The following is a 20,998-nucleotide window of genomic DNA, read 5'->3' on the forward strand; positions in this document are numbered from 1 at the left end:
GAACTCCCCTAGGCCGCCTTGCCTTTCGCATCCTGGATCGCGCGCCACACGCGCTCCGGGGTCAGCGGCATGTCGATGTGCTTGATGCCGTAGTCGGAGAGCGCATCGAGCACCGCGTTCACCACCGTCGACAGGCTGCCGGCGCAGCCGGCTTCTCCGCAGCCCTTGCTGCCGAGCGGATTGGTCGTGGCGGGCACCGGGTGATCGCCGACCGTCATGTTCGGCACGTCCTCGGCGCGGGGCAGGGCGTAGTCCATCAGCGAGCCCGTGATCGGTTGGCCGCTGTCGTCGTAGCGGATGTGCTCCATCAGCGCCTGGCCGATGCCCTGGACCACGCCGCCATGCAGCTGGCCCGCGACCAGCAACGGGTTGATCACCGTGCCGAAATCGTTGACCGCGCTGTAGCGCACGATCTGCACTACCCCGGTGTCCGGATCGACCTCGACTTCAGCGACGTGGCAGCCGTTCGGGAAGGCCGACGGCACCGGCTCGCTGGTGTGGTCGACGTCGAGACTGTCAGGCACGCCCTCGGGCACCTTGCCGTCATGCAGCTTCCTGGCGAGCTCCATGATGTCGATGCTGCGGTCGGTGCCGGCGATGGTGAAACTGCCGTCGGCGAATTCGATGTCGGCTTCGGACGCTTCTAGCATGTGCGCAGCGGCGCGCTTGCCCTTTTCGATGACGAGCTTGGCAGCGCCCACGATCGCCATGCCGCTTGCGGTGATCGAGCGCGAGCCGCCGGTGCCATTACCGGTGTGGACGATGTCGCTGTCGCCCTGCACCAGCTTGACGTTCTCGAAGGGCACCCCGAGCTGGTCGCACAGCACCTGCGCGAACGGGGTGGCGTGGCCCTGGCCGTAATCGAGCGTGCCGGTGATCAGCTGCACGGTGCCGTCAGGATCGAACACGATCTTGCCGAGCTCGACGCTCGGCGGCGCGGTGACCTCGAGATAGGAGCCGACCGCGATGCCGCGCAGCTTGCCGGCCTTCCTGCTTTCCTTCTTGCGCTTGGCGAAATTCTCGTGGTCGGAGATTTCGAGCGCCTTGTTGAACACGGCCTGGAAGTCGCCGCTGTCATAGGTGACGCCGGAGGAGGCGGGGAAGGGCATCTGGTTCGGCTTGATGAAGTTGCGCTTACGCATCGTCAGGCGGTTGATGCCCATCTCGTCGGCGGCGCGGTCGATCAGCCGCTCCATGTAGTAATTCGCCTCGGGCCGGCCGGCGCCGCGATAGGCGCCCATCAGCGTGGTGTTGGTCAGCACCGTCTTGATGTCGACGCCCATCAGCGGCGTGCGGTAGACGCTGGAGAAGTTCTTGCCGGTGTTGAGCGAGAGCGGCCCCGGCGCAACGCCGGTGATGTAGGCGCCGAGATTGCCGTATCCGGAGAGTTTTGCCGCGAGGAAATGCCCCTCGGCGTCGAGCGCGAGCTCGGCATGGATTTTCTGCGCGCGGCCGTGGCTGTCCGAGAGGAAGCTGGTCGAGCGCTCGTCCAGCCACTTCACCGGGCGCCCCAGCGACTTCGCCGCGTACAGGATGCACATGTATTCGGGATAGTTGACGTTCTTCATGCCGAAGGAGCCGCCGACATTGGCGGTGAGGATGCGCACCTTCCCGTTCGGCACCTTCAGGTTCTTGGCGAGGTTGGCGCGGTTGCCCGCAACGCCCTGCGTCGGCATCTGGATGGTGTAGCGCTCGGTTGTCTTGTCGTAGGAGGCGAGCCCCACGCGCGGCTCCATCGAGACGACGGCGACGCGGGTGTTCTCGATGTCGATCCTGGTGACATGGGCGGCGCTGGCGAAGGCGGCATTGACCTTGTCCATGTCGCCATAGTGGTAGTCGAGCGCGACGTTGTTCGGGATGTGGTCGTAAAGCTGCGGTGCGCCGAGCTGGGCGGCTTCCTCGGGGTCGGTCACCGCCGGCAGCGGCTCGATATCGAGCTCGACTGCCTCGGCGGCGTCGCGCGCCTGCGCCAGCGTCTCCGCGACCACGAAGGCGACGGGATCGCCGACAAAGCGGACCTTGTCGGTCGCCAGCGGCTGGCGGTTGGTCTGGAGCAGGGGCGAGCCGTCGCGGCTCTTCAGCGGCAGGCCGCAGGTGAAGGGACCATAGCCGGCGGCATCGAGGTCGGTTCCGGTCCACACCCCGAGCACGCCCGGCATCGCCTTGGCGGCGTCGATGCCGATGCCGCGGATGACGCCATGGGCATGGGTCGAGCGGACCACCACGGCATAGGCCTGGCCGGGCAGGTTGAAATCGTCGGTATAGCGACCCTTGCCGCGCACCAGCGTGTCGTCTTCCTTGCGGCGGACCGGCTGCCCGACGCCGTATTTTTGCAGTGCAATAGCGTTTTCGAGCGTGGAGGATTTGGTGTGTTCTTGCATGGAAATGACCTGAAAAGCCGGCATTTGCGCGATTTCGCGGGGCGCCTGAGGGGGGGCCGGCCCCCCTTTCAGATAGCCCACGGACCCGTTCACGACAACGCACGAATGGGCATGGTCCCATGTGATGCGATGTTGCGCAGGCCGGCCGCGCTGCTAATGTTTCAGGCGAAAAAGCAATTCCGGCTCGGCCCCCTGTGGTCGTGGAAAGACAGTTTGTATGAATGACCATACGCGGCTCCGCGACGGCCATGTGCCGCACGGTGAGCTGGAGGGGTCGATGGCGGCGGTGGCATTGGCCACCGAGCCCGCCGTCCCCGCGCAGGCCGCCGGAACCGGCGTCTACGCGGCGCTGGACCTCGGCACCAACAATTGCAGGCTGCTGATCGCCTGTCCGACCCCCGATGGCTTTCGCGTGGTCGATTCCTTCTCGCGCATCATCCGGCTCGGCGAGGGGGTTTCGGCGACCGGGTGCATCAGCGAGGCCGCGATCGAGCGCGCCATCGCCGCGCTCAGCATCTGCCGCGACAAGATCAATCTGCGCAAGGCGCGGCGGCTGCGGCTGATCGCGACCGAGGCCTGCCGTGCCGCCTCGAACGCGGAAGGCTTCCGCAGCCGCGTCGCTGCCGAGACCGGCATCGAGCTCGAGGTGATCGACCGCGAGACCGAGGCGGCGCTCGCCGTGCTCGGCTGCTCGCCGCTGGTCGATCCCAAGGGCAGGGGCGCGATCCTGTTCGATATCGGCGGCGGCTCGACCGAGCTGGTGCGGATCGAGCGGGACCCGGAGAATCCGGAGCCGCGCATCAAGGCCTGGATGTCGATCCCGTACGGGGTGGTCACGCTCGCCGAACAATTCGGCGGCCGCGATGTGACGCCAGGGATTTACGACGCGATGGAGCGGGAGGTGGCCAGCCACGTCGCGCCATTCGCGGAACAGCATGGCCGCGACCTCACGGATATGCACCTGCTCGGCACCTCGGGCACGGTGACGACGCTCGCCGGCATCCATCTCAACCTGCCGCGCTACGACCGCCGCCGCATCGACAGCATCTGGATGAACGACGCCGACATCACCGCGACCATCAACAAGCTGCTCGGCATGAGCTACGAGGAGCGCGCCAACAACAGCTGCATCAGCGTCGAGCGCGCCGATCTCGTGCTGGCCGGCTGCGCCATCCTCGATGCGATCAGGCGCGCTTTCCCGCTGCCGCGCCTGCGCGTCGCCGACCGGGGCCTGCGCGAGGGCATGCTGGTCGAGATGATGCGCGAGGACGGCGCGATTCGGAGCTGGTGAGATGGCGAAAGACACCACCGGCCGCTTGCACGTCCAGGTCAAGACCGGCGGCAAGCGCAAATTGTCGTCCAAGCTGTGGCTGGAGCGGCAGCTCAACGATCCCTATGTCGCGAAGGCCAAGGCGGCAGGCTATCGCTCGCGCGCCGCGTTCAAGCTGCTCGAGATCGACGACAAGTTCCGGCTGCTGAAATCAGGCATGGCCGTGGTCGACCTTGGCGCCGCGCCCGGCGGCTGGAGCCAGATCGCCGCCAAGCGCGTCGGCTCGACGGAAGGCAAGGGCAAGGTGGTCGCGATCGACCTGTTGGAAATGCCCGAGATTCCCGGCGTCGACTTCGCCCAGCTCGATTTCATGGACAATGACGCACCCGACAAGCTCACCGCGATGCTTGGCGGCGGCGCCGATATCGTGATGTCCGACATGGCCGCCAACACCACCGGCCATCGCAAGACCGACCAGCTCCGCATCGTCGGCCTCGTCGAGACGGCGGCTGCCTTCGCCTGCGACGTGCTCAAGCCCGGTGGCACGTTCCTGGCAAAAACCTTCCAGAGCGGCGCCGACGCCGATCTGCTCGCCCAGCTCAAGCGCGACTTTGCGACGGTGCGTCACGTGAAGCCGGCGGCGAGCCGGCAGGATTCCTCGGAGCGCTACGTGCTCGCGACGGGATTTCGTGGGGCGGGCGGAGAGTAGCGGCCGAGACGCTTTGCGAGCGTCAGTGCCGCCCGTCTCATCTCATGTTATGTTAATAATATCATAATTCTGTAGCGATGCAACGCGATGATCCCGCCGCCGTGATCCGGTGGTAAGGCCAAAGCGTAGGCAACCACAAGTGGAATGGATACTCGGTGAGTCCGATCAATCCGGGGAGACCTTGTGATGGCTACATCGCCGCCCACCTTCGGCACACAGACGAGCTACGCGACCGCGACGTCGCCGCAATCCGTTGCGATCGGCGACGTGAACGGTGACGGCCGGCCGGACCTCGTGAGCGCGAACAGAGGGTCAAACACCGTTTCGGTGTTGCTCGGCAATGGTGACGGTACGTTCCAGGCTCAGACGGCCTACGCGGCCGGAAATGCTCCGAACGCCGTCGCCGTCGGCGATGTCAACGGCGACGGCCGGCTCGATATCGTGGAAGGCGGACTAAATGGTGGGACGGTTGTCCTGATCGGCAATGGCGATGGCACATTTCGGTCGCCGATAAGTTACGCGTCGCCAGGAGCATCGACTTCCATTGTGCTGGCCGACTTGAACGGAGATGGCCGGTCCGATGTGGTGGAATTGAACCAGTTCTACGGCGTCACGCTCATGCTGAATAACGGCGATGGCAGCTTTGGAGCGCCGCGAACAATCTTAAACCAGTACCAGGGCGACGCCGGAGTGCTTTCGCTGGCGGTTGGAGATCTGAATGGAGACGGTCGGCCCGACCTCGCGGCTGGGCAGTGGGACTATAAGGTATCGATCCTGCTCGGCAACGGAGATGGTACGTTCCAGGCGCAGCACGACTACACAACACCATATGTCAATCCCTACGTTACGATAGGCGATGTGAATGGAGACGGCCGCCCTGATGTCGGCGGCGGTAACATGCTGTTCCTCGGCAATGGCGACGGCACCTTCACCGTAGCGACACACCTCGTTGACGGGCCGGGCGGCATACACCCGGCGCCGATCAATTTCCCCGACTCTCAAGTGCTGCTGGACTTGAACGGTGACGGCCGGCCGGACGCTGCGTCCTCAGTTTATGGCCAGAGCTACGTTTCCAACCAACTGGGCAATGGCGATGGCACCTTCGGCCCGGGAGGGACTTATGCGGTCGGGCAGGGTAACCAGCCTGTTGTGGCGGCCGACTTGAACGGCGATGGTCGGCCTGACCTGGTGGTGCCCAACTCCGCTACCAACTCGCTATCGGTATTGATTAACACCGGACCGACCAGAGTCGTTTCCGTCACCGCGTCGCAGGCGTACGGTTTGGTACATCCCGGCGACACCGTAACCTTCACCATCGCCATGAACCGCGCGGTGACGATCACCGGCGGCACGCCGACATTGACGCTCAACGATGGCGGCATCGCAATCTATGACGCAGCCGCGACAGCCGCGCTCGGCGATCCGGCCAAGCTGGTGTTCAGCTACACGGTTGGCGCATCCGATCTGCCGGTGAACGGTTTGTCCTTCGTGCGCGGCGACCAGAACGGCTCGCAGATCGTCGATGCGGCTGGAGTTGGCCCTGACTTGTCCGGCACGTTCGCGGCCTCGTTCGCGGCCATCCAGGTCGCGACGCCACCGACGACGGTGACCTCCGTCGTGGCCTCGCCGACAGACGGCGTAGAACATGTGGGCGACACCATGACATTCACGGTGACCATGAGTCGCGCCGTGACGGTCACAGGCCAAACACTGACATTTACGCTCAACGATGGCGGGGTCGCGGTCTATGACGCGGCTGCAACCGCGGCGCTCGGCGATCCCGCCAAGATGGTGTTCAACTACACGGTCGGCGCGGCCGATCTGCCGGTCTATGGCCTTTCGTTCGTGCGTGGCGACCAGAACGGCACTGTCATCGTCGATGGAATGGGCAGGGGCCCCGATTTTTCGGGCATGTTCACGGCCTCGTTCGCCGGGATCCAGGTCGAGACGCCGCCGACGATCGTGACCTCCGTTGTCGCCTCGCCTTCAAATGGCGTGGAGCACGTGGGCGACACCGTGGTCTTCACGGTGACCATGAGCCGCGCCGTGACGGTCACCGGCGACGGACTGACGTTCACGCTCAACGACGGCGGCATCGCGGTCTATGACGCGGCCGCAACCGCGGCGCTCGGCGATCCCACCAAAATGGTGTTCAGCTACACGGTCGGTGCCACCGATCTGCCGGTGAGCGGCCTGTCCTTCGTGCGTGGTGACCAGAACGGCTCCGTCATTGTCGATGGAATGGGCAGAGGGCCTGACTTCTCCGGCATCTTCGCGGTCTTGTTCTCCGGGATTCAGGTTGGGCCGGTTGCTCCGGCCGTACTGACCGCCGGACCAGAACTTCAAGCCGCGAGCGTCAACGGCGCGGCCGTGGCCGAATTGACCGGCGGCAATTTCGCGATCGCCTGGCTGGATGGATCGACGGTTCATGCCCAGATCCTTGCCCCAGACGGTACGAAGGTTGGCGCGGAAACCGTCGCGCAAATGCCATTCCCGTTGCTCGCCGCTCCGGGAGCGCATCCTTCCGTTACGGCATTGGCGAATGGAGGATTCGCGGTGGCGTGGGCGGCTTCTTACCCTGGCTTGGGCGTTCCATACGCCGGCGTCGAAATCCAGCTTTTCGCTCCGAACGGCTTGCCGGCGGGAGCGCCATTTCACGTCGAAACTGAATCAGGCCAACTGGGATTCAATCTCGGCTATCCGGGCCTTCAAGTTCAGCTCCCAACGCCTTCCGTGGCAGCTCTGGCCGACGGCAGTCTCGTCGTAACGTGGGTTCATCGTGATACGCTGAACGGAGATGCGATCTTGAGGTCGCAGACGTTCGATACGAACGGGACGATGATCGGCAACCAGGTCGATGCCGTCCTGGACAAGAGTGGCGGGAGTTCGCCGGCCCTGGCCCGGTTTGCAGATGGTAGCTTCGTTGCCGTCTGGAATCAGCTCACTCTTCAGATCAATCCTGTCGGAACACCCCCTGAGGAGGTCAAACGACCGGGTTTCGTGGCCCAGATATTCGATGCACAGGGCAACAAGATCGGCGCGGAAATCGCGGTCAATTCGACGATCGGGTACGCGTTCACGAGCAACCCGAACGTGGCCGTATTATCTACGGGCGGATTCGTCGTCACGTGGGAAGAGGAGCGCTACAACGGTGCGGCGGTCACGGACGTGATCATGGCACAGCAATTCGATGCCGGCGGAACCAAGATCGGATATCAGATTCGTATCGATGCGATGATCGTTCCCATCGACGCGTTTGTTGAATCCCAGCCGAAGGTAACCGCGCTGGCTGACGGCAATTTCGCCATCATGTGGCAGGGCGCCAGCAGCACCGGTGGAACCGTCGTCAAGGCGCAGCTGTTCGACGCGTATCAGCAGTCTCCTGTCGGCAGCGAAGTCGCGATCAACGTGCAGGCGACCCAGGATCAGGTTCATCCCCAGCTTCTCGCGTCGCAGGATGGCGGGTTCGCGATCGGGTGGAGCGATGTGAATGGCGAGAAGGTGCAAGTCTACGCCGCCAATCAGCCGGTGACCACGATCGCAGCAGGCACGACGCTCGAGATCCCGTCCGCTTCCACCGCCAAGTTAGCCTTCGCGCCGGGCGGTGCGACGCTTCAGCTCGACAATTCCGATGGGTTCGCCGGCTCGATCACGGGATTTGGCCAAGGTGACCGCATCGACCTTTCCGATATCGCCTTCAGCAGCGGGGGCGCGACGCTTGGCTATTCAGCGAATGCCAGCAACAGCGGCGGCCATCTCACCGTCTCCGATGGCCCGCATATCGCGTCGTTGACGTTGCTGGGTCAATACGCTGCCACGAGCTTCGTGCTGACGTCCGACGGCCACGGCGGCACGCTCATCACCGCGGCTCAGGATGCGGCCAATCAGTCCCAACTGGCCGCGCATGCCTGACAGCCTGCGCGAACTTGGCGCGCGCCCGATCGTCGGGCGCGTCCACTCGCGGCAACGAGCCAGGGCACCGGCCATGGCCGGCGCCACCACTTACCCGCGCACGCGCAGATAGATCGACGACGGAAAATGTCCCGTCGTATTGGGCACGTTCAAGCCGTTGACGTCGGGGATCGGCACATATTCCGGGAAGACCTCCTTCAGCACGTCCTGCGCGTCATAGTGCAGCATGCTGAGGCAGAACAGGATCTCCAGCCGGTCGTTGTTGGTCAGCAGCGCCTGGAGCACGGTCGTCTCGGCGCCCTGGAACAGCGCGTCCAGGAGATCGCGCTGGAACGAGTAGGGGAAATAGATGTCGTGGATGTGGATCACACAGCCCGGCTTGATGCGCGGAATGATCTCGAGATACAGGTGAGCGACGTCGCCAACCGGCCGGACCACATGCGATGTGTCGATGAACAGGAAATCGCCGTCCCCGAGCTGATCGAACGTGGCGGGGTCGAGCTCCTCCACCTTGCTGGCCACCAGCTCGATCTCGGGCGAGCTCTTCAGATAATCGCTCGGATACGGTTCGATGCAGGTATGTTTGCCGGGATGCCCCTCCGACGCGTTCATCGCCAGCGCCTTCGTCGCGCAATGTGTCGACACGCCTGACCCGACCTCGATCACGCGCTTGGGCTTGAGCCAGCGCAGCACGCCGTGCAGGGCTTGCGCCTCGACATAGCCGAAGCCCGGCCCGAAGCCCCTGGCCGCGCCTTCCTGGTAGGTGCTGTTGCCGCGGTATTCGGGCTCGAACGGCTTGACGATCTCCTGCAGGCGCGAGGCCTGCCGCGCGATGTCGGCGTCTATTCCGGTCATCGGCGACCGCTTCGCCCATTTGTCCTTCGTCCGCTCCAGCTCGCGTACGTCGGCGATCGGCGTGTAGTAATGGTTCGGCAGCACGACGAGGCCGCCGCTCAGCGCAACCCGGTGCACCCTCAGGAAGGTCGATTTGATGATGTCCCTGGACAGCCTGTTCACGCGCAACATCCCCAATTCGTCCCGACGGGGCACCGTCTATCACGCGAAATACGACAGTTTGATGCAGCTTGCGCTCGATATGATATTTGGCGCAGCCAGTATTGTTGTTTGGCCTGGAATTTTCGGAAATCCGTCCCGTTTCTGCAGCGTCTTTGCCGGTCGGAGTGCGCTTCGCTGACTGCGACGATGCGCATCTCGCAAGCCCTTACCCGCGAATATCATTACATATGTTATGTTATCATAATCCTGTAGCGATCGAGGGTGATGATGCTGTTTGCCGCAATCTAAGCGGGCAATCCTGTTTCTGGGGAATAGCATGCACATCCTGAACAATCCGGGCCGTCCAGCGGGCCGGCAGCATCGTCGTCTTGTTCTCGCGGCTCTTGCCGCGACCGCGCTGAGTCTGGGCCAGATTCAGATCGCCGCGGCGGACGCGACCATCTCGATCGACACGGCTTCGACGCTTCCGCAAGGCGGCGGCAACGTGCTGCCGACCCTCAAGAACATCTTCCAGAGCGGCAACGCGCCGGGCTCCGTGAGCGGTTACCCCGATACGCTCACCGATCAGATGCTGCCGCTGCTCGCGGGCATCGGCACGAAGCGGGCCCGCCTGCTGCTGACCGATGAATATTGCGACATCGACGCCCAGGGAAATTTCGGCGGCAACGACGCCGCCACCCCTCCCACCTTTAGCGCGGGCGACTGCTTCCCGCTGGCGTGGCAGCTCGACTGGCTGCTCAAGGCCAATCTTTCACCCCACATGGCGGTCGCCTCGCACATGCCGATAAGCTTTATTCAGTACGGCGAGCCGGAGACGTGGGGCGACCGGCGCATCGATCCGAACAACGCCAACAGCCCGAAAATCATTGATCATTACAAGGATTACGCCAAGGCACTCGTCCGCTACATCGCGACCAGGGCGTTCACGGGCGTCGCGCAAACGGCAGTCTTCGAGGTCAGCAACGAGATCGACATCGCGGCTGACTACCCGGTGTGCAACGGCTCGACGTGTGCTCCTCCGGATCTTGGCCCCTGGAAACGCTGGCTGTGGTGGATGAACCCGGCAACGTACAGCTTCAGCTCGACGTCACAGGCCTACGCGATCACCGACGAGGACAATCCGCAATTGGGATTTCCCAACAATGGCGACGCGCGCCGTCTGGGCCGCAATCTCCTGCCCGTGCAGAAGATCTTCGCCGACGCGATCACCGCGGTGAACGCCGAGCTTGGCCAGAACAGTGCCTATAACGGCAAGACCATCGAGATCGCGGGCCCTGCAATGGCCGGCTGGAATCTGATTGTGAGACCGCAGGGAACGGGCCCCTCGCTGGAAGAGCAGTTCATCGAGCAGGTTTTCAATCCGTCCGCTCTGCCGTACGGCGCGAAGTTCAACATGCCGCTCAATCACTTCTCGTTCCATTACTACGGCTCGGTCGAAACCCTCCGCACCAACACGGTCGAGCACGCCTGCGATGACGTCACTCAGCCGTTCGCCCTGTTCGAGCAGATGACCAATGCCTACAGGGCCAAGCTGAATGCGTACAACATGCAGAACGTGCCGCTCTTCCTGTCGGAATGGGGACCGTCCAGCTGCTCGAACGGCGACGTCAACTGGTCGCACAAAGGAGCAGCATGGGTTGCCGCGTTCCTGCCGGAGGCGCTGGCCCAGGGCGTGACGATGGGATCCTTCCTCACGGTCGAAGATCGGCTCGTCTATGGCGGGCCGGCCGCTCCTTCGGCCCTCGGCACGGCCAGCCTGCTGCACACTTATGGCAGCGGAACTTCCTACACCTTCCTGCCGAAGCCGCACACCAACGTGTTCAAGATGTACAATCTGATGACGGGGCTGCGCAATCAGGTCACGGTGACGCCGACCTCGGGGTCGCACCTCAATGCGTTCGTCACCAGCGACCAGAGCTCGACCAATGTCATGGTCTACAATTTCGACCCGTATCTGGTCTTCAACAACGACGCCAACACCCGAACCGGCACGGCGGAGAACTTCTCCATTTCCGTCTCGAACATCTTCAAGACGGTTGGCTACAGCGGGCCGGTGAGGGTCCAGCGCTACCAGGTCGATGCGACCACGAGCAACCTCAAGAACTTCATCGACTACGCCAACGCTCACTCCGGCAATACCAGCGGCGCACCGGATCCGAGCCTGCAGCTGATCGAGGACTATACCGCGACCGCGGTCAACGGCGAGCTTCAGCTCCACAGCTCGACCGCAGGCTCGCCAGCGAAGCCGTTGGGATTGGGCGTCGCGCTCTATCGCATCACGCTGAACTGACGCGCTTCGAGCGACCCGAGAGGGTCGTGGACGATCAAGAGAGCGATGGCCCTTGGGCCATCGCTCTTCTCGTTGGTGCGTTGCTCACCCCAGCCGCTGGTCGCGCACGTCCTGGGTATCCTCGGTCGCGGCCTTGACGGCAGCCTTGGCCGCGCCCTTGCCCGCACCCTTGCGGCTCGCGATCTCCGTGGCCTTGCGGCCGGAGATCTCGTGACCGGCATCGGCCGGCATCTGCCAGAAGAACCAGCTCGAGGCCGCCGAGGTCAGCGCCACCACGACGAAGGCGGGTGCGAACACGGTGGCGTTGATCTCGCTGACATGGCTGAGCCACATCGTCGTCTCCACGCTGGCGGCGCCGACGGCGACGCCGGCGGAGACCGCGAGCTGCTGGTTGACGCTGACGAGCGTGGTGGCCCGGCTCATCTGCGCGGTCTCGACGTCGGCATAGGCGACCGTGTTGATCGCGGTGAACTCCAGCGAGCGGAAGAAGCCGCCGACCACCAGGATCACCATGATGATCAGGAGCGGCGTCGTTACGGTGAACAGCGCGCAGACGCCGAGGAAGAACGCGCTGATGATCGCGTTCGCCGTCATCAGGTTGCGGAAGCCGAAGGCGCGGATGATGCGGCCCGCCAGCGTCTTCATGCCCATCGCCCCCAATGAGGAGGCGAAAGTGACGAGGCCGGAATGGAACGGCGACAGGCCAAAACCGATCTGCATCAAGAGCGGGAGCAGGAAGGGCAGCGCGCCGATGCCGAGCCGGAACATGAAGCCGCCGAAAATGGCCGCCCGCAGCGTCGGCAGCTTCAGCAGCGAGAAGTCGAGCACCGGGGATCCCGTCCGCCGGGCGTGGATGACGTAGAGGGTCATCGAGATCGCGCCGCCGACGATCAGCGCCGCCACCGTGCTCCAGGGCAGCAGGTTGAGCCCGGCGACGGAGAGGCCGAACGCGATGCCGGCAAGGCCGATGCCGGCAAGCACCATACCGTAGAGATCGAACGGCTCCTGCGTCTCGCTCTTGATGGGATCGATGAACTTCAGCGCCATGAAGATGCCGAGCAGCCCGATCGGGATGTTGATCAGGAAGATCCAGTGCCACGAGGCATAAGTGGTGATGAAGCCGCCGAGCGGCGGCCCGATCACGGGGCCGATGAGGGCAGGGATCGTCACCCAGGCCATGGCGTTGACGAGCGCGCTCTTGTCGACCGAGCGCAGCAGCACGAGGCGCCCGACCGGCGTCATCATCGCCCCGCCCATGCCCTGGAGGATGCGCGCGAACACGAAATCGGTGACCGAGGTCGAGAGCGCGCAGCCGATCGAGCCGACCATGAACACGCCGACCGCGATCGCGAACACCATGCGCGCGCCGAACCGGTCGGCGGTCCAGCCGCTCGCCGGGATGAACACCGCCAGCGACAAGAGGTAGGACGTGATGGCGAGCTTGAGCGTCAGGGGGCTGGTGCCGATATCGGCCGCGATCGCCGGCAGCGAGGTCGCGATGACGGTCGAGTCCATGTTCTCCATGAAGAGAGCAGTGGCCACGATCAGCGGAATGACGCGTTGCTTGTCGACCATGACAGATTGGTAATGAAAATCAGAAGAGAGGGTGGACTTGCGGCTTAACACCGCCGCCCGGCGGCGACCATTGCGGATCAACGCATAGCACCTAAATGCTGTGCTCGCTCCTTCGTCGTTCCGGGGCGCGCCACGTGGCGCGAGCCCGGAATCCATCGGACCGCAGGGACCGCTGCGGGATGGATTCCGGGCTCGCGCTAGGTCGCGCCCCGGAAGGACGGTGGGTGGGCCCCGCCGGCGAGCCTATCCACGCCGAATTTACTCAAAAAGCCTGTGCATGGCTGGCCGCCGGTCCGAATTGCTTTGATTCGTCACGCGGCCGTGCTATCGACCGGCGTCAACCCCACCGATGGGCTCCGATTCTCCGGCGATGCCGCAAGGTACGCCGAGGGTGGCGCTCATCCATAAGCATTTGCGGCACGGCCGCAGGAAGGAGTTGGCAGATGGCCACGGTGCAACTTCAAGGCATCCGCGAAGCCTTTACGTTCGACGACGTGCTGTTGAAGCCGGGCCTGTCCGACGTCATGCCGGGCGAGGTCGACATCCGCTCCCGCGTCACCCGCGCCATTCCGCTCAACATCCCGATCATGGCCTCCGCCATGGACACCGTCACCGAAGCCCGCATGGCGATCGCCATGGCGCAGGCCGGCGGCCTCGGCGTCATCCACCGCAATTTCGATCCCGAAGGGCAGGCCGCCCAGGTGCGGCAGGTCAAGCGCTACGAGTCGGGCATGGTGGTGAACCCGCTCACCATCAGCCCCGAGGCCACGCTCGACGATGCGCTCAAGCTGATGAGCGACCACGGCATCTCCGGCATTCCCGTCGTCACCGGCGCCGGCAAGTCCACGCCGGGCAAGCTGGTCGGCATCCTCACCAATCGCGACGTGCGCTTTGCCACCGACCGCCGGCAAAAAGTCTCCGAGCTGATGACGCACGAGAACCTCGTCACGGTGCGCGAGAATGTCAGCCAGGATGAAGCGCGGCGGATGCTGCACAAGCACCGCATCGAGAAGCTGCTGGTGGTCGACGAGCAATATCGCTGCGTCGGCCTGATCACCGTCAAGGACATGGAGAAGGCGGTCGCCCATCCGCTCGCCTGCAAGGACGCGCAAGGGCGCCTGCGCGTCGCCGCCGCCACCACCGTCGGCGACACCGGCTTCGAGCGCACCGAGCGGCTGATCGATGCCGGCGTCGATCTCGTCGTGGTCGACACCGCGCATGGCCATTCCCGTCACGTGCTGCATGCGGTGAACCGCATCAAGCGCCTGTCCAATTCGGTGCAAGTCGTTGCCGGCAACGTCGCCACCACCGACGGCGCGCAGGCGCTGATCGATTCCGGCGCGGACTGCATCAAGGTCGGCATCGGTCCGGGCTCGATCTGCACCACGCGTATCGTCGCCGGCGTCGGCGTTCCGCAGCTCACCGCGATCATGGACGCGGTGGAAGCGGCCAAGAAGGCCGACATTCCCGTCATCGCCGACGGCGGCATCAAGTTCTCCGGCGATCTCGCCAAGGCGCTCGCTGCCGGTGCCGACATCGCCATGGTCGGCTCGCTGCTCGCCGGAACCGACGAGACGCCGGGCGAAGTGTTCCTGTGGCAGGGCCGTTCCTACAAGGCCTATCGCGGCATGGGCTCGGTCGGCGCGATGGCGCGCGGCTCTGCCGACCGCTACTTCCAGCAGGACATCAAGGATTCGCTCAAGCTCGTGCCTGAGGGCATCGAGGGCCAGGTGCCCTACAAGGGGCCGGTCGGCAACGTCATGCACCAGCTCGCCGGTGGCCTCCGCGCCGCCATGGGCTATGTCGGCGCCAAGGACATGAAGGAGCTGCACGACAAGGCGCAGTTCGTCCGCATCACCGGTGCCGGCCTGCGCGAGAGCCACGTCCACGACGTCACCATCACGCGCGAGGCGCCGAACTATCCGGGTGGCGGCTAGTTACGCCGACGCAAGGTCATGGGCTGATCGTTGTCAGTGATGGGACCGGCGGGGCGGACGGATCGCGCTCCGCCGCGGCCGGTCTGTTGCTGTTGATGAACGACCAGATGAGTGCGAATTGCCACCCCAGGACTGACCACCACGCTTCGCTGCCGAGACCGATCCAGCTGAAAACGGGCATGTCGGCCGCGCCGAGGACGCCGATCAAGACGCAGACGAGATTTGACAAACAGATCAGCAGGACATGGCGCTGATTGAGAAAGAGCGCGATCCATGTCGGCAGGAGGATGAGCACCAGAGCTGCAAGACCGCCCGCCGTTGTAAAAAGGTCCGTGGACCTGCCTGACAGCCACGCAAGGAGCGTGGGGCCGATCACGAAGAAGATGATCGGCAAGCCGGCTATGACGAACGCGATTTGCCATGCCGTGCTCTTCGGGGCTGCGAGACCCGTCTGCCCGATCTGCTGCCTCAGCGATGTCATTTCCTGTCCAATTTCTTTTTTGCCTGTTGATCTCGTTGCCGAGGCGGCTGTGCACGGCAAAGGCGAGGCGATCTCCCTGGTACAGCCTAGGCTGGTGGGCTGATCACGGTCTTAATTCGCTGCTTAAAATTCTAGGGAACGGTGGCGCCAGCCGCCTTCGCTCTCGTGCCCCGGACGCAGCGCAGCACCTCTTTGGTGATGCGCTGCAGAGCCGGGGCCCGTGTCTCTGCATCCGTCGTTTCGCTTTCTGAGTCCCGGCTCTGCGCAGCGTCACTGCGTGCCGGCGCGCGTCCGGGACACGAGAGCTGTGTGCGAGCGCGTGAGTTTCGGCGCGGTTGCCTCAACGATGGTGTCATGCCCCGGCTTGACCGGGGCATCCAGTACGCCGCGGCTTTTCGGCTCAACCACAACTGCCGCTGGAATACTGGGTCGCCCGATCAAGTCGGGCGACGACAGCGTGTGTGTGGCTCCACCGCTTTTGTATTGACGTAGCTACCTCCCTCCGCTTCCGTTCGCGTCGAAGTACAATCCGGAGGAAACATCATGTCCCAAGCCAAGCGCATCGTTCTCGCCGCGCGTCCCGTCGGCGAACCAAAACTGTCTGATTTTCGTCTGGAGGAATTCGCGGTGCCGACGCCCGGTGCCGGCGAAGTCCTGCTGCGCACGATCTGGCTCTCGCTCGATCCCTATATGCGCGGGCGCATGAGCGAGGGGCCGTCCTACGCCGCGCCGGTGCCGGTCGGCGGCGTGATGGAAGGCGAGGCGGTGAGCGAAGTCGTCGCCTCCAACAACCCGGACTTCGCCAAGGGCGACATCGTCCGCGCACGCACCGGCTGGCAGACGAACGCGATCTCGAATGGCAAGGGCCTGATCAAGGTCGATCCCAGGCTCGGTCCGATCTCGACCTCCATTGGCGTGCTCGGCATGCCCGGCATGACCGCCTACACCGGCCTGCTCGACATCGGCAAGCCGCAAGAAGGCGAGACCGTCGTCGTTGCTGGCGCCTCGGGCGCGGTCGGCTCGGCCGTGGGGCAGATCGCCAAGATCAAGGGCGCACGCGCGGTCGGCATTGCCGGCGGCAAGGACAAGTGCGATTACGTGGTGAAGGAGCTCGGCTTCGACGAGTGCCTCGATCATCGCGAGACCGATTTTCCGGCCAAGCTGAAGTTCGCCTGCCCGAAGGGCATCGACGTCTATTTCGAGAATGTCGGCGGCGGGGTGTTCGAAGCGGTGTTCCCGCTGCTCAATCCGTTCGCGCGCGTGCCGGTCTGCGGCCTGATCGCGCATTACAACGACACCGAGGCCAAGCCGCCGAAATGGGCGGCATCGATGATGCGCGCGACGCTGACCAAGCGGCTGACCTTCCGCGGCTTCATCGTCTCCGATTTCGCCTCCCGCCATGGCGACTTCCTGCGCGACATGTCGGGGTGGGTTCGCGACGGCAAGGTCAAGTACAAGGAGTTCGTCACCGAGGGCCTGGAGAGCGCCCCCGGCGCCTTCATTGGCCTCCTGAAGGGCGCCAATTTCGGCAAGCAGCTGGTGCGGGTCGGACCCGACAAGCTGTAGTTGTTGCACCGGCGTCATATGCCGGACATCAATGGTTAACAAAGAGTCACCAATCGGCCACACCTGCCCGCAAAAGCCGCAGGTGTGACCGTCGGTTCATTGACGCCAGGGCGAAGGCATTGAATCATCGCGCATATTTTAGGTGTAGCGATGTTAGAGATCAGTGTTTTCTGCGTAATCCTATTGGCTGCCGGCTATTGGGTGGCCATGTTCGTGATGGGCCGCCACGACGACGTGATCCACGGCAAGTTCGTGCATAGCGAGGAGGGCGATTTCAGCCAGCCTGCGATGCCGGTGCCACCGCCGCCATTCCCGAAACGTCCGGTCAGGGCACCCAAGGTCGCGAGCGATCTGCCGGCCGATGACGCGGTGGCGAAGCCCGTGAACAGCGAGGCGCTGCAATCCCTGCTCGCCGCGATCCAGCAGGATCTCAAGAGCGTCGCTTAATCCCGCGCTCAGACGCTGCCGCGCTCGACCAGGAACAGATCGACCGCGAGCCGCTGCTCGGCTGACGGCGTGCCGGATAGCCGCGCCAGAAGCAGTTCGCCCGCAATACGCCCCAGCGCAGCCGCATCGAACGAGATGGTGGTGAGGCCGGGCGTGATCTGATCGGCGACGTCGTTGTCGCCGAAGCCGAGCACGGCCAGATCGCGCGGCACCGACAGGCCGCGGGCGCGGGCCTCGATCAGCGCGCCGGTCGCGAGCAGGTCGTTGGCGCAGAACACGGCATCGACCTTGCCGCCGCGGTCGAGCAGGGCGGTGAAGGCGGCGCGGCCGTCGACGAGGCCCGTGATCTCGCCGACACCGATCTCGTGGACGATCTCGAGGCCAAGCCGTGCCGCCGCCATGCGAAAGCCGTCACGGCGCAGCGCGCCACGGCCGCTGCTGCGGCCGATGAAGGCGAGGCGGCGATGGCCGGCCTCGGCCAGCCTGCGCGCCGCCATGGCGCCGGCATCGGCATTGGGCAGGCCGACCAGCATGTCGATGGGATCGCGCGGATACGCCCAGGTCTCGATCACGGGAATGCCGAGCTCGGCCAGCGCTGTGCGGTTCTCCTCGAGCTCGATCACGCCGGTGAACATCACCGCTGCCGGGCGGATGCCGCGCAGCGACTGGATCATCGCGACCTCCTTGGCATAGGAGTAGGAGGTCTGGCCGACCAGCACCTCAAAACCCTCCGGCTCCAGCGTTGCGGCAAAGCTGCGCACCGCAAGGCCGAACTGCTGGCTGAGGATGTTGGAGACGAAGGCGACGACCACGTTCGACCGGCCGGACCGTAGCGCGCGCGCATGCGGGTTGGAGGCATAGCCGGTGGCCTCGATCACCTCCAGGATGCGCTCGCGGGTCTCGCGATTGACCTTTTCGGGGTGGCGCAGCACCCGCGACACCGTGATCGGCGCGACGCCGGCGCGCTCCGCAACCTCCTCGATGCGCGGCGGCCGCCCGGTCGCATTGCTGCGGCCGGGCGGCGCCGGAATGCGCACCACGTCGTCATAGCCTGGCTTTGCCGGATCGGTCATCGAATCCCGAAGGTAGTCGAAGTCGGTGGTCTCTCCAAAGCTCAGCGCGTCACCTCGTCGCGCGACAGCGCACGGCCAACCTGCACGAGACAGTCGCCGCTCTGGCTGTCGGTGTGCAGGCGCTGCGAGATCACGATGCCGTCAGCGGGGAAGCGCAGTACCTCTTCGGGCAGCTCGGGACGCTCGAAGTCGTGATACCAGCCGGCGATATCGCCGGCTGCCACCCGCGCGCCGACCATGACCGCGGGCTCGAACCAGCCGCGGCGCATCGCGAACACCGCCTGGGCATGGCTCTGCAGGGCCAGCAGTTCAGTGGCGCGCTCGACCGGCGCGTGCGGCCCCAGCACCGGCGCCTGGACGAGGCCGAGCGCGAGCAGCAGGCGGTCGACGGCGCGCGCGGTGAGCGCCATGGTCTGCGGCGTGACGGTGCCGCCGCCGCCGAATTCGCCCGACAGTCCGATCGCGCCCGCGCGCGCGGCCGCCGCCATCGAGGTCGGCGCTGCCGCGCCGTTCTCGGCGACGAAGGCGAACGGCATGCCCAATCCTTCCATCAGCCGCAGCGCATGGCCGAACATCTCCGGCGGTCCCTGCCGCTCGATCAGTGCGCAAGGCACATGCGCCATCGACGTGCCGCCGGAATGGATGTCGAACACGACATCATGCCGCGGAAACAGCTCGTGCTCGAGGAAGTGGGCGAGGCGGAATGTCGGCGTGCCCCCGGCATCGCCCGGGAAGGCGCGGTTGAGATTGCCTTCGTCGAGCGGCGAGCGGCGGCGCGCCGCCATCACGGCGGGCAAATTGGCAAAGGGCAGGATGGTGATCTCGCCCTTGATCGCTTTCGCATCGAGCCGGCGATACAGCCGCGTCAGCGTGATCTCGCCCTCATACTCGTCGCCGTGATTGCCGGCCATCAACAGCAGCTTTGGTCCAGCACCGTTCTTGATCCGGAAGATCGGGATCTTGAGCTGGAAGTAGGGAGAGCGGTCGATCGAGAAGGGAATGCCGAGATGGCCCGACCATTTCTGGTCCTTCTCGAAGTCGATGTCGTGAAACAGTCCGGTATGCATGGCTTGCCTCGGGGCCGCGCCGAAGCCAGCGCCGGCCGAAGGTTGGAAGAAGGGCTTAGAGCAGTGCGACTGCGGTCATCTCGACGCGCAAATCGGGATCGGCGAGGCGGGCTTCGACACAGGCGCGCGCCGGCGGATTGGCTGGATCGATCCAGGCGTCGTAGACCGAGTTCATGGTGTCGAAGTCGATGATGTGCGGCAGGAAGACGTTGACCGCGATCAGCCTGGAGCGGTCGGAGCCAGCCTCCTTCAGCAGCGCGTCGATCTTGGCGAGCACCTGCTGGGTCTGCGACACGATGCCCGCCTTGCGGTCATCGGCAACCTGGCCTGCGATGTGCACCATGCCGCCGGCGGCGACGGCCTGGCTCATGCGCGAGCCGACGACGTAACGTTTGATCATCTCAATTCTCCTCGTGAAGGTGAGTGCTCCCGCGACGAACGCGGGAGCATGTCGGTTCAGAGTGTCGGCAGCGTCTGCTCTTCCTTGAACCATTTCAGCTGAAGTGCGCCGAGCTTGCCGTTGAGCTTGTTGAAGAAGATGTCGGTGTTGATCCAGTTGAGCAGGTTCTGCTCGCCCTGGCGCACGCCGACATGGGCCGGGGACTGCCGGATCAGGAACTTCAGCTCGACCTCCTTGGTCGGGTTCTGGTCCTGCACCTTCAGCGCAATGGCGCTGTTCTCGGCGAACGTGTCGGCCTGTCCGGCGAGGTAGGCTGCGATCGCGGCCGGGGTGTCCTCGAAGCGCACCAGCTTCACCTTCGGCGCATTGTCGGTGAGCCAGATGTCGAGCGTCGAGCCCTTGGCGACCGCAACGCTGCGGCCGTCGAGATTGTCCGGTTTCTTGCCGGTCGCGGCGGGAAGCGATTTGGCGCCATAGACGCCGAGATTCACCACCGCATAGGGCTGTGAGAACATCACCTGCTGAGCGCGCTCGGGCGTTGCGCCGAGGCCCGCGATCAGCATGTCGATCTTGTCCGAGAGCAGGCTCGGGATGCGCGCGGCGCCTGTCACCGGCACCAGCTCGAGCTTCACGCCCATGTCGGCGGCGATGAGTTTTGCAAGGTCGGCGTCGAGACCTGCGATCTCGCCCTTGTCGTCCTTGAAGCCCCAGGGGGCGGCATCGGTGAGGATGCCGACGCGCAGCTTGCCGGCGCCGAGCACGTCCTGGAGCTTGTCGGCCTTGGCAAGGTTCGGCGCGGCGAGGACGGCGAGCGCCGTTGCTGCGATGGTGAAGAGGGACTTCAGTTGTCTCATGACTCTCTCCTTGAAGGGG

15 protein-coding genes are annotated in these 20,998 nt (G+C 64.7%); 7 read left to right on the forward strand and 8 right to left on the reverse strand.

Annotation, left to right across the window (positions count from 1 at the left end):
- Nucleotides 1-8: 8 nt before the first annotated feature.
- Nucleotides 9-2,381: a xanthine dehydrogenase family protein molybdopterin-binding subunit gene (locus WN72_RS20840; protein ID WP_092216772.1), complete on the reverse strand. Its 2,373-nt coding sequence runs from the start codon at nucleotides 2,379-2,381 to the stop codon at nucleotides 9-11.
- 217 nt (nucleotides 2,382-2,598) lie between these two features.
- Between WN72_RS20840 and WN72_RS20845 the strand changes: the two genes are divergently transcribed.
- The 3 genes from WN72_RS20845 (at nucleotide 2,599) to WN72_RS20855 (ending at nucleotide 8,272) form a co-directional block, all read left to right on the forward strand.
- Entirely contained in the window at nucleotides 2,599-3,672 is a 1,074-nt protein-coding gene (locus WN72_RS20845; protein ID WP_092216736.1) for a Ppx/GppA phosphatase family protein, read from the forward strand.
- A 1-nt stretch (nucleotide 3,673) separates the two neighbouring features.
- Nucleotides 3,674-4,360, forward strand: coding sequence for an RlmE family RNA methyltransferase (locus WN72_RS20850; protein WP_092216735.1), 687 nt, complete (start codon nucleotides 3,674-3,676; stop codon nucleotides 4,358-4,360).
- A gap of 186 nt (nucleotides 4,361-4,546) precedes the next feature.
- Complete coding sequence (locus WN72_RS20855; protein WP_092216734.1) at nucleotides 4,547-8,272, forward strand: FG-GAP repeat domain-containing protein; 3,726 nt, start codon at nucleotides 4,547-4,549, stop codon at nucleotides 8,270-8,272.
- Nucleotides 8,273-8,362: 90 nt separating this feature from the next.
- On the opposite strand, the gene WN72_RS20860 is transcribed toward WN72_RS20855, so the two are convergent.
- Complete coding sequence (locus WN72_RS20860; RefSeq protein ID WP_167380873.1) at nucleotides 8,363-9,289, reverse strand: class I SAM-dependent methyltransferase; 927 nt, start codon at nucleotides 9,287-9,289, stop codon at nucleotides 8,363-8,365.
- Between the two features lie 316 nt (nucleotides 9,290-9,605).
- Between WN72_RS20860 and WN72_RS20865 the strand changes: the two genes are divergently transcribed.
- Nucleotides 9,606-11,579 carry a hypothetical protein gene (locus tag WN72_RS20865; protein ID WP_092216732.1) on the forward strand — a complete coding sequence of 658 codons (1,974 nt, stop codon included), beginning with the start codon at nucleotides 9,606-9,608 and terminating at the stop codon, nucleotides 11,577-11,579.
- Between the two features lie 84 nt (nucleotides 11,580-11,663).
- Here the strand turns inward: WN72_RS20865 and WN72_RS20870 are convergent, their stop codons facing one another.
- A complete protein-coding gene (locus WN72_RS20870) occupies nucleotides 11,664-13,154 on the reverse strand; it encodes an MFS transporter (RefSeq protein ID WP_027557455.1) in 1,491 nt (496 codons plus the stop codon).
- 443 nt (nucleotides 13,155-13,597) lie between these two features.
- Between WN72_RS20870 and guaB the strand changes: the two genes are divergently transcribed.
- Nucleotides 13,598-15,091, forward strand: coding sequence for an IMP dehydrogenase (gene guaB, locus WN72_RS20875; protein WP_027557456.1), 1,494 nt, complete (start codon nucleotides 13,598-13,600; stop codon nucleotides 15,089-15,091).
- Between the two features lie 16 nt (nucleotides 15,092-15,107).
- On the opposite strand, the gene WN72_RS20880 is transcribed toward guaB, so the two are convergent.
- Complete coding sequence (locus WN72_RS20880) at nucleotides 15,108-15,572, reverse strand: hypothetical protein (RefSeq protein WP_092216731.1); 465 nt, start codon at nucleotides 15,570-15,572, stop codon at nucleotides 15,108-15,110.
- Nucleotides 15,573-16,115: 543 nt separating this feature from the next.
- Here WN72_RS20880 and WN72_RS20885 point away from each other — a divergent pair.
- Both WN72_RS20885 and WN72_RS20890 read left to right on the forward strand, forming a co-directional pair.
- Complete coding sequence (locus WN72_RS20885; protein ID WP_092216730.1) at nucleotides 16,116-17,138, forward strand: NADP-dependent oxidoreductase; 1,023 nt, start codon at nucleotides 16,116-16,118, stop codon at nucleotides 17,136-17,138.
- A 150-nt stretch (nucleotides 17,139-17,288) separates the two neighbouring features.
- The gene (locus WN72_RS20890) at nucleotides 17,289-17,585 is read left to right on the forward strand and encodes a hypothetical protein (RefSeq protein WP_092216729.1); all 297 of its coding nucleotides are present in this window, start codon (nucleotides 17,289-17,291) and stop codon (nucleotides 17,583-17,585) included.
- An 8-nt stretch (nucleotides 17,586-17,593) separates the two neighbouring features.
- Here WN72_RS20890 and WN72_RS20895 read toward each other — a convergent pair whose 3' ends face one another.
- The 4 genes from WN72_RS20895 to WN72_RS20910 are packed head-to-tail and all read right to left on the reverse strand — an operon-like array spanning nucleotide 17,594 to nucleotide 20,979.
- Nucleotides 17,594-18,658, reverse strand: coding sequence for a LacI family DNA-binding transcriptional regulator (locus WN72_RS20895; protein ID WP_027557460.1), 1,065 nt, complete (start codon nucleotides 18,656-18,658; stop codon nucleotides 17,594-17,596).
- 41 nt (nucleotides 18,659-18,699) lie between these two features.
- On the reverse strand, nucleotides 18,700-19,725 hold the full coding sequence (locus WN72_RS20900) for a succinylglutamate desuccinylase/aspartoacylase family protein (RefSeq protein ID WP_092216728.1): 1,026 nt from the start codon (nucleotides 19,723-19,725) through the stop codon (nucleotides 18,700-18,702).
- Nucleotides 19,726-19,780: 55 nt separating this feature from the next.
- Nucleotides 19,781-20,125 carry a RidA family protein gene (locus WN72_RS20905; protein ID WP_092216727.1) on the reverse strand — a complete coding sequence of 115 codons (345 nt, stop codon included), beginning with the start codon at nucleotides 20,123-20,125 and terminating at the stop codon, nucleotides 19,781-19,783.
- A gap of 56 nt (nucleotides 20,126-20,181) precedes the next feature.
- A complete protein-coding gene (locus WN72_RS20910; protein WP_027557463.1) occupies nucleotides 20,182-20,979 on the reverse strand; it encodes a transporter substrate-binding domain-containing protein in 798 nt (265 codons plus the stop codon).
- Between the last annotated feature and the right edge of the window lie 19 nt (nucleotides 20,980-20,998).

Origin of the sequence: Bradyrhizobium arachidis, from assembly GCF_015291705.1 — a bacterium.
GTDB lineage: Bacteria > Pseudomonadota > Alphaproteobacteria > Rhizobiales > Xanthobacteraceae > Bradyrhizobium > Bradyrhizobium arachidis.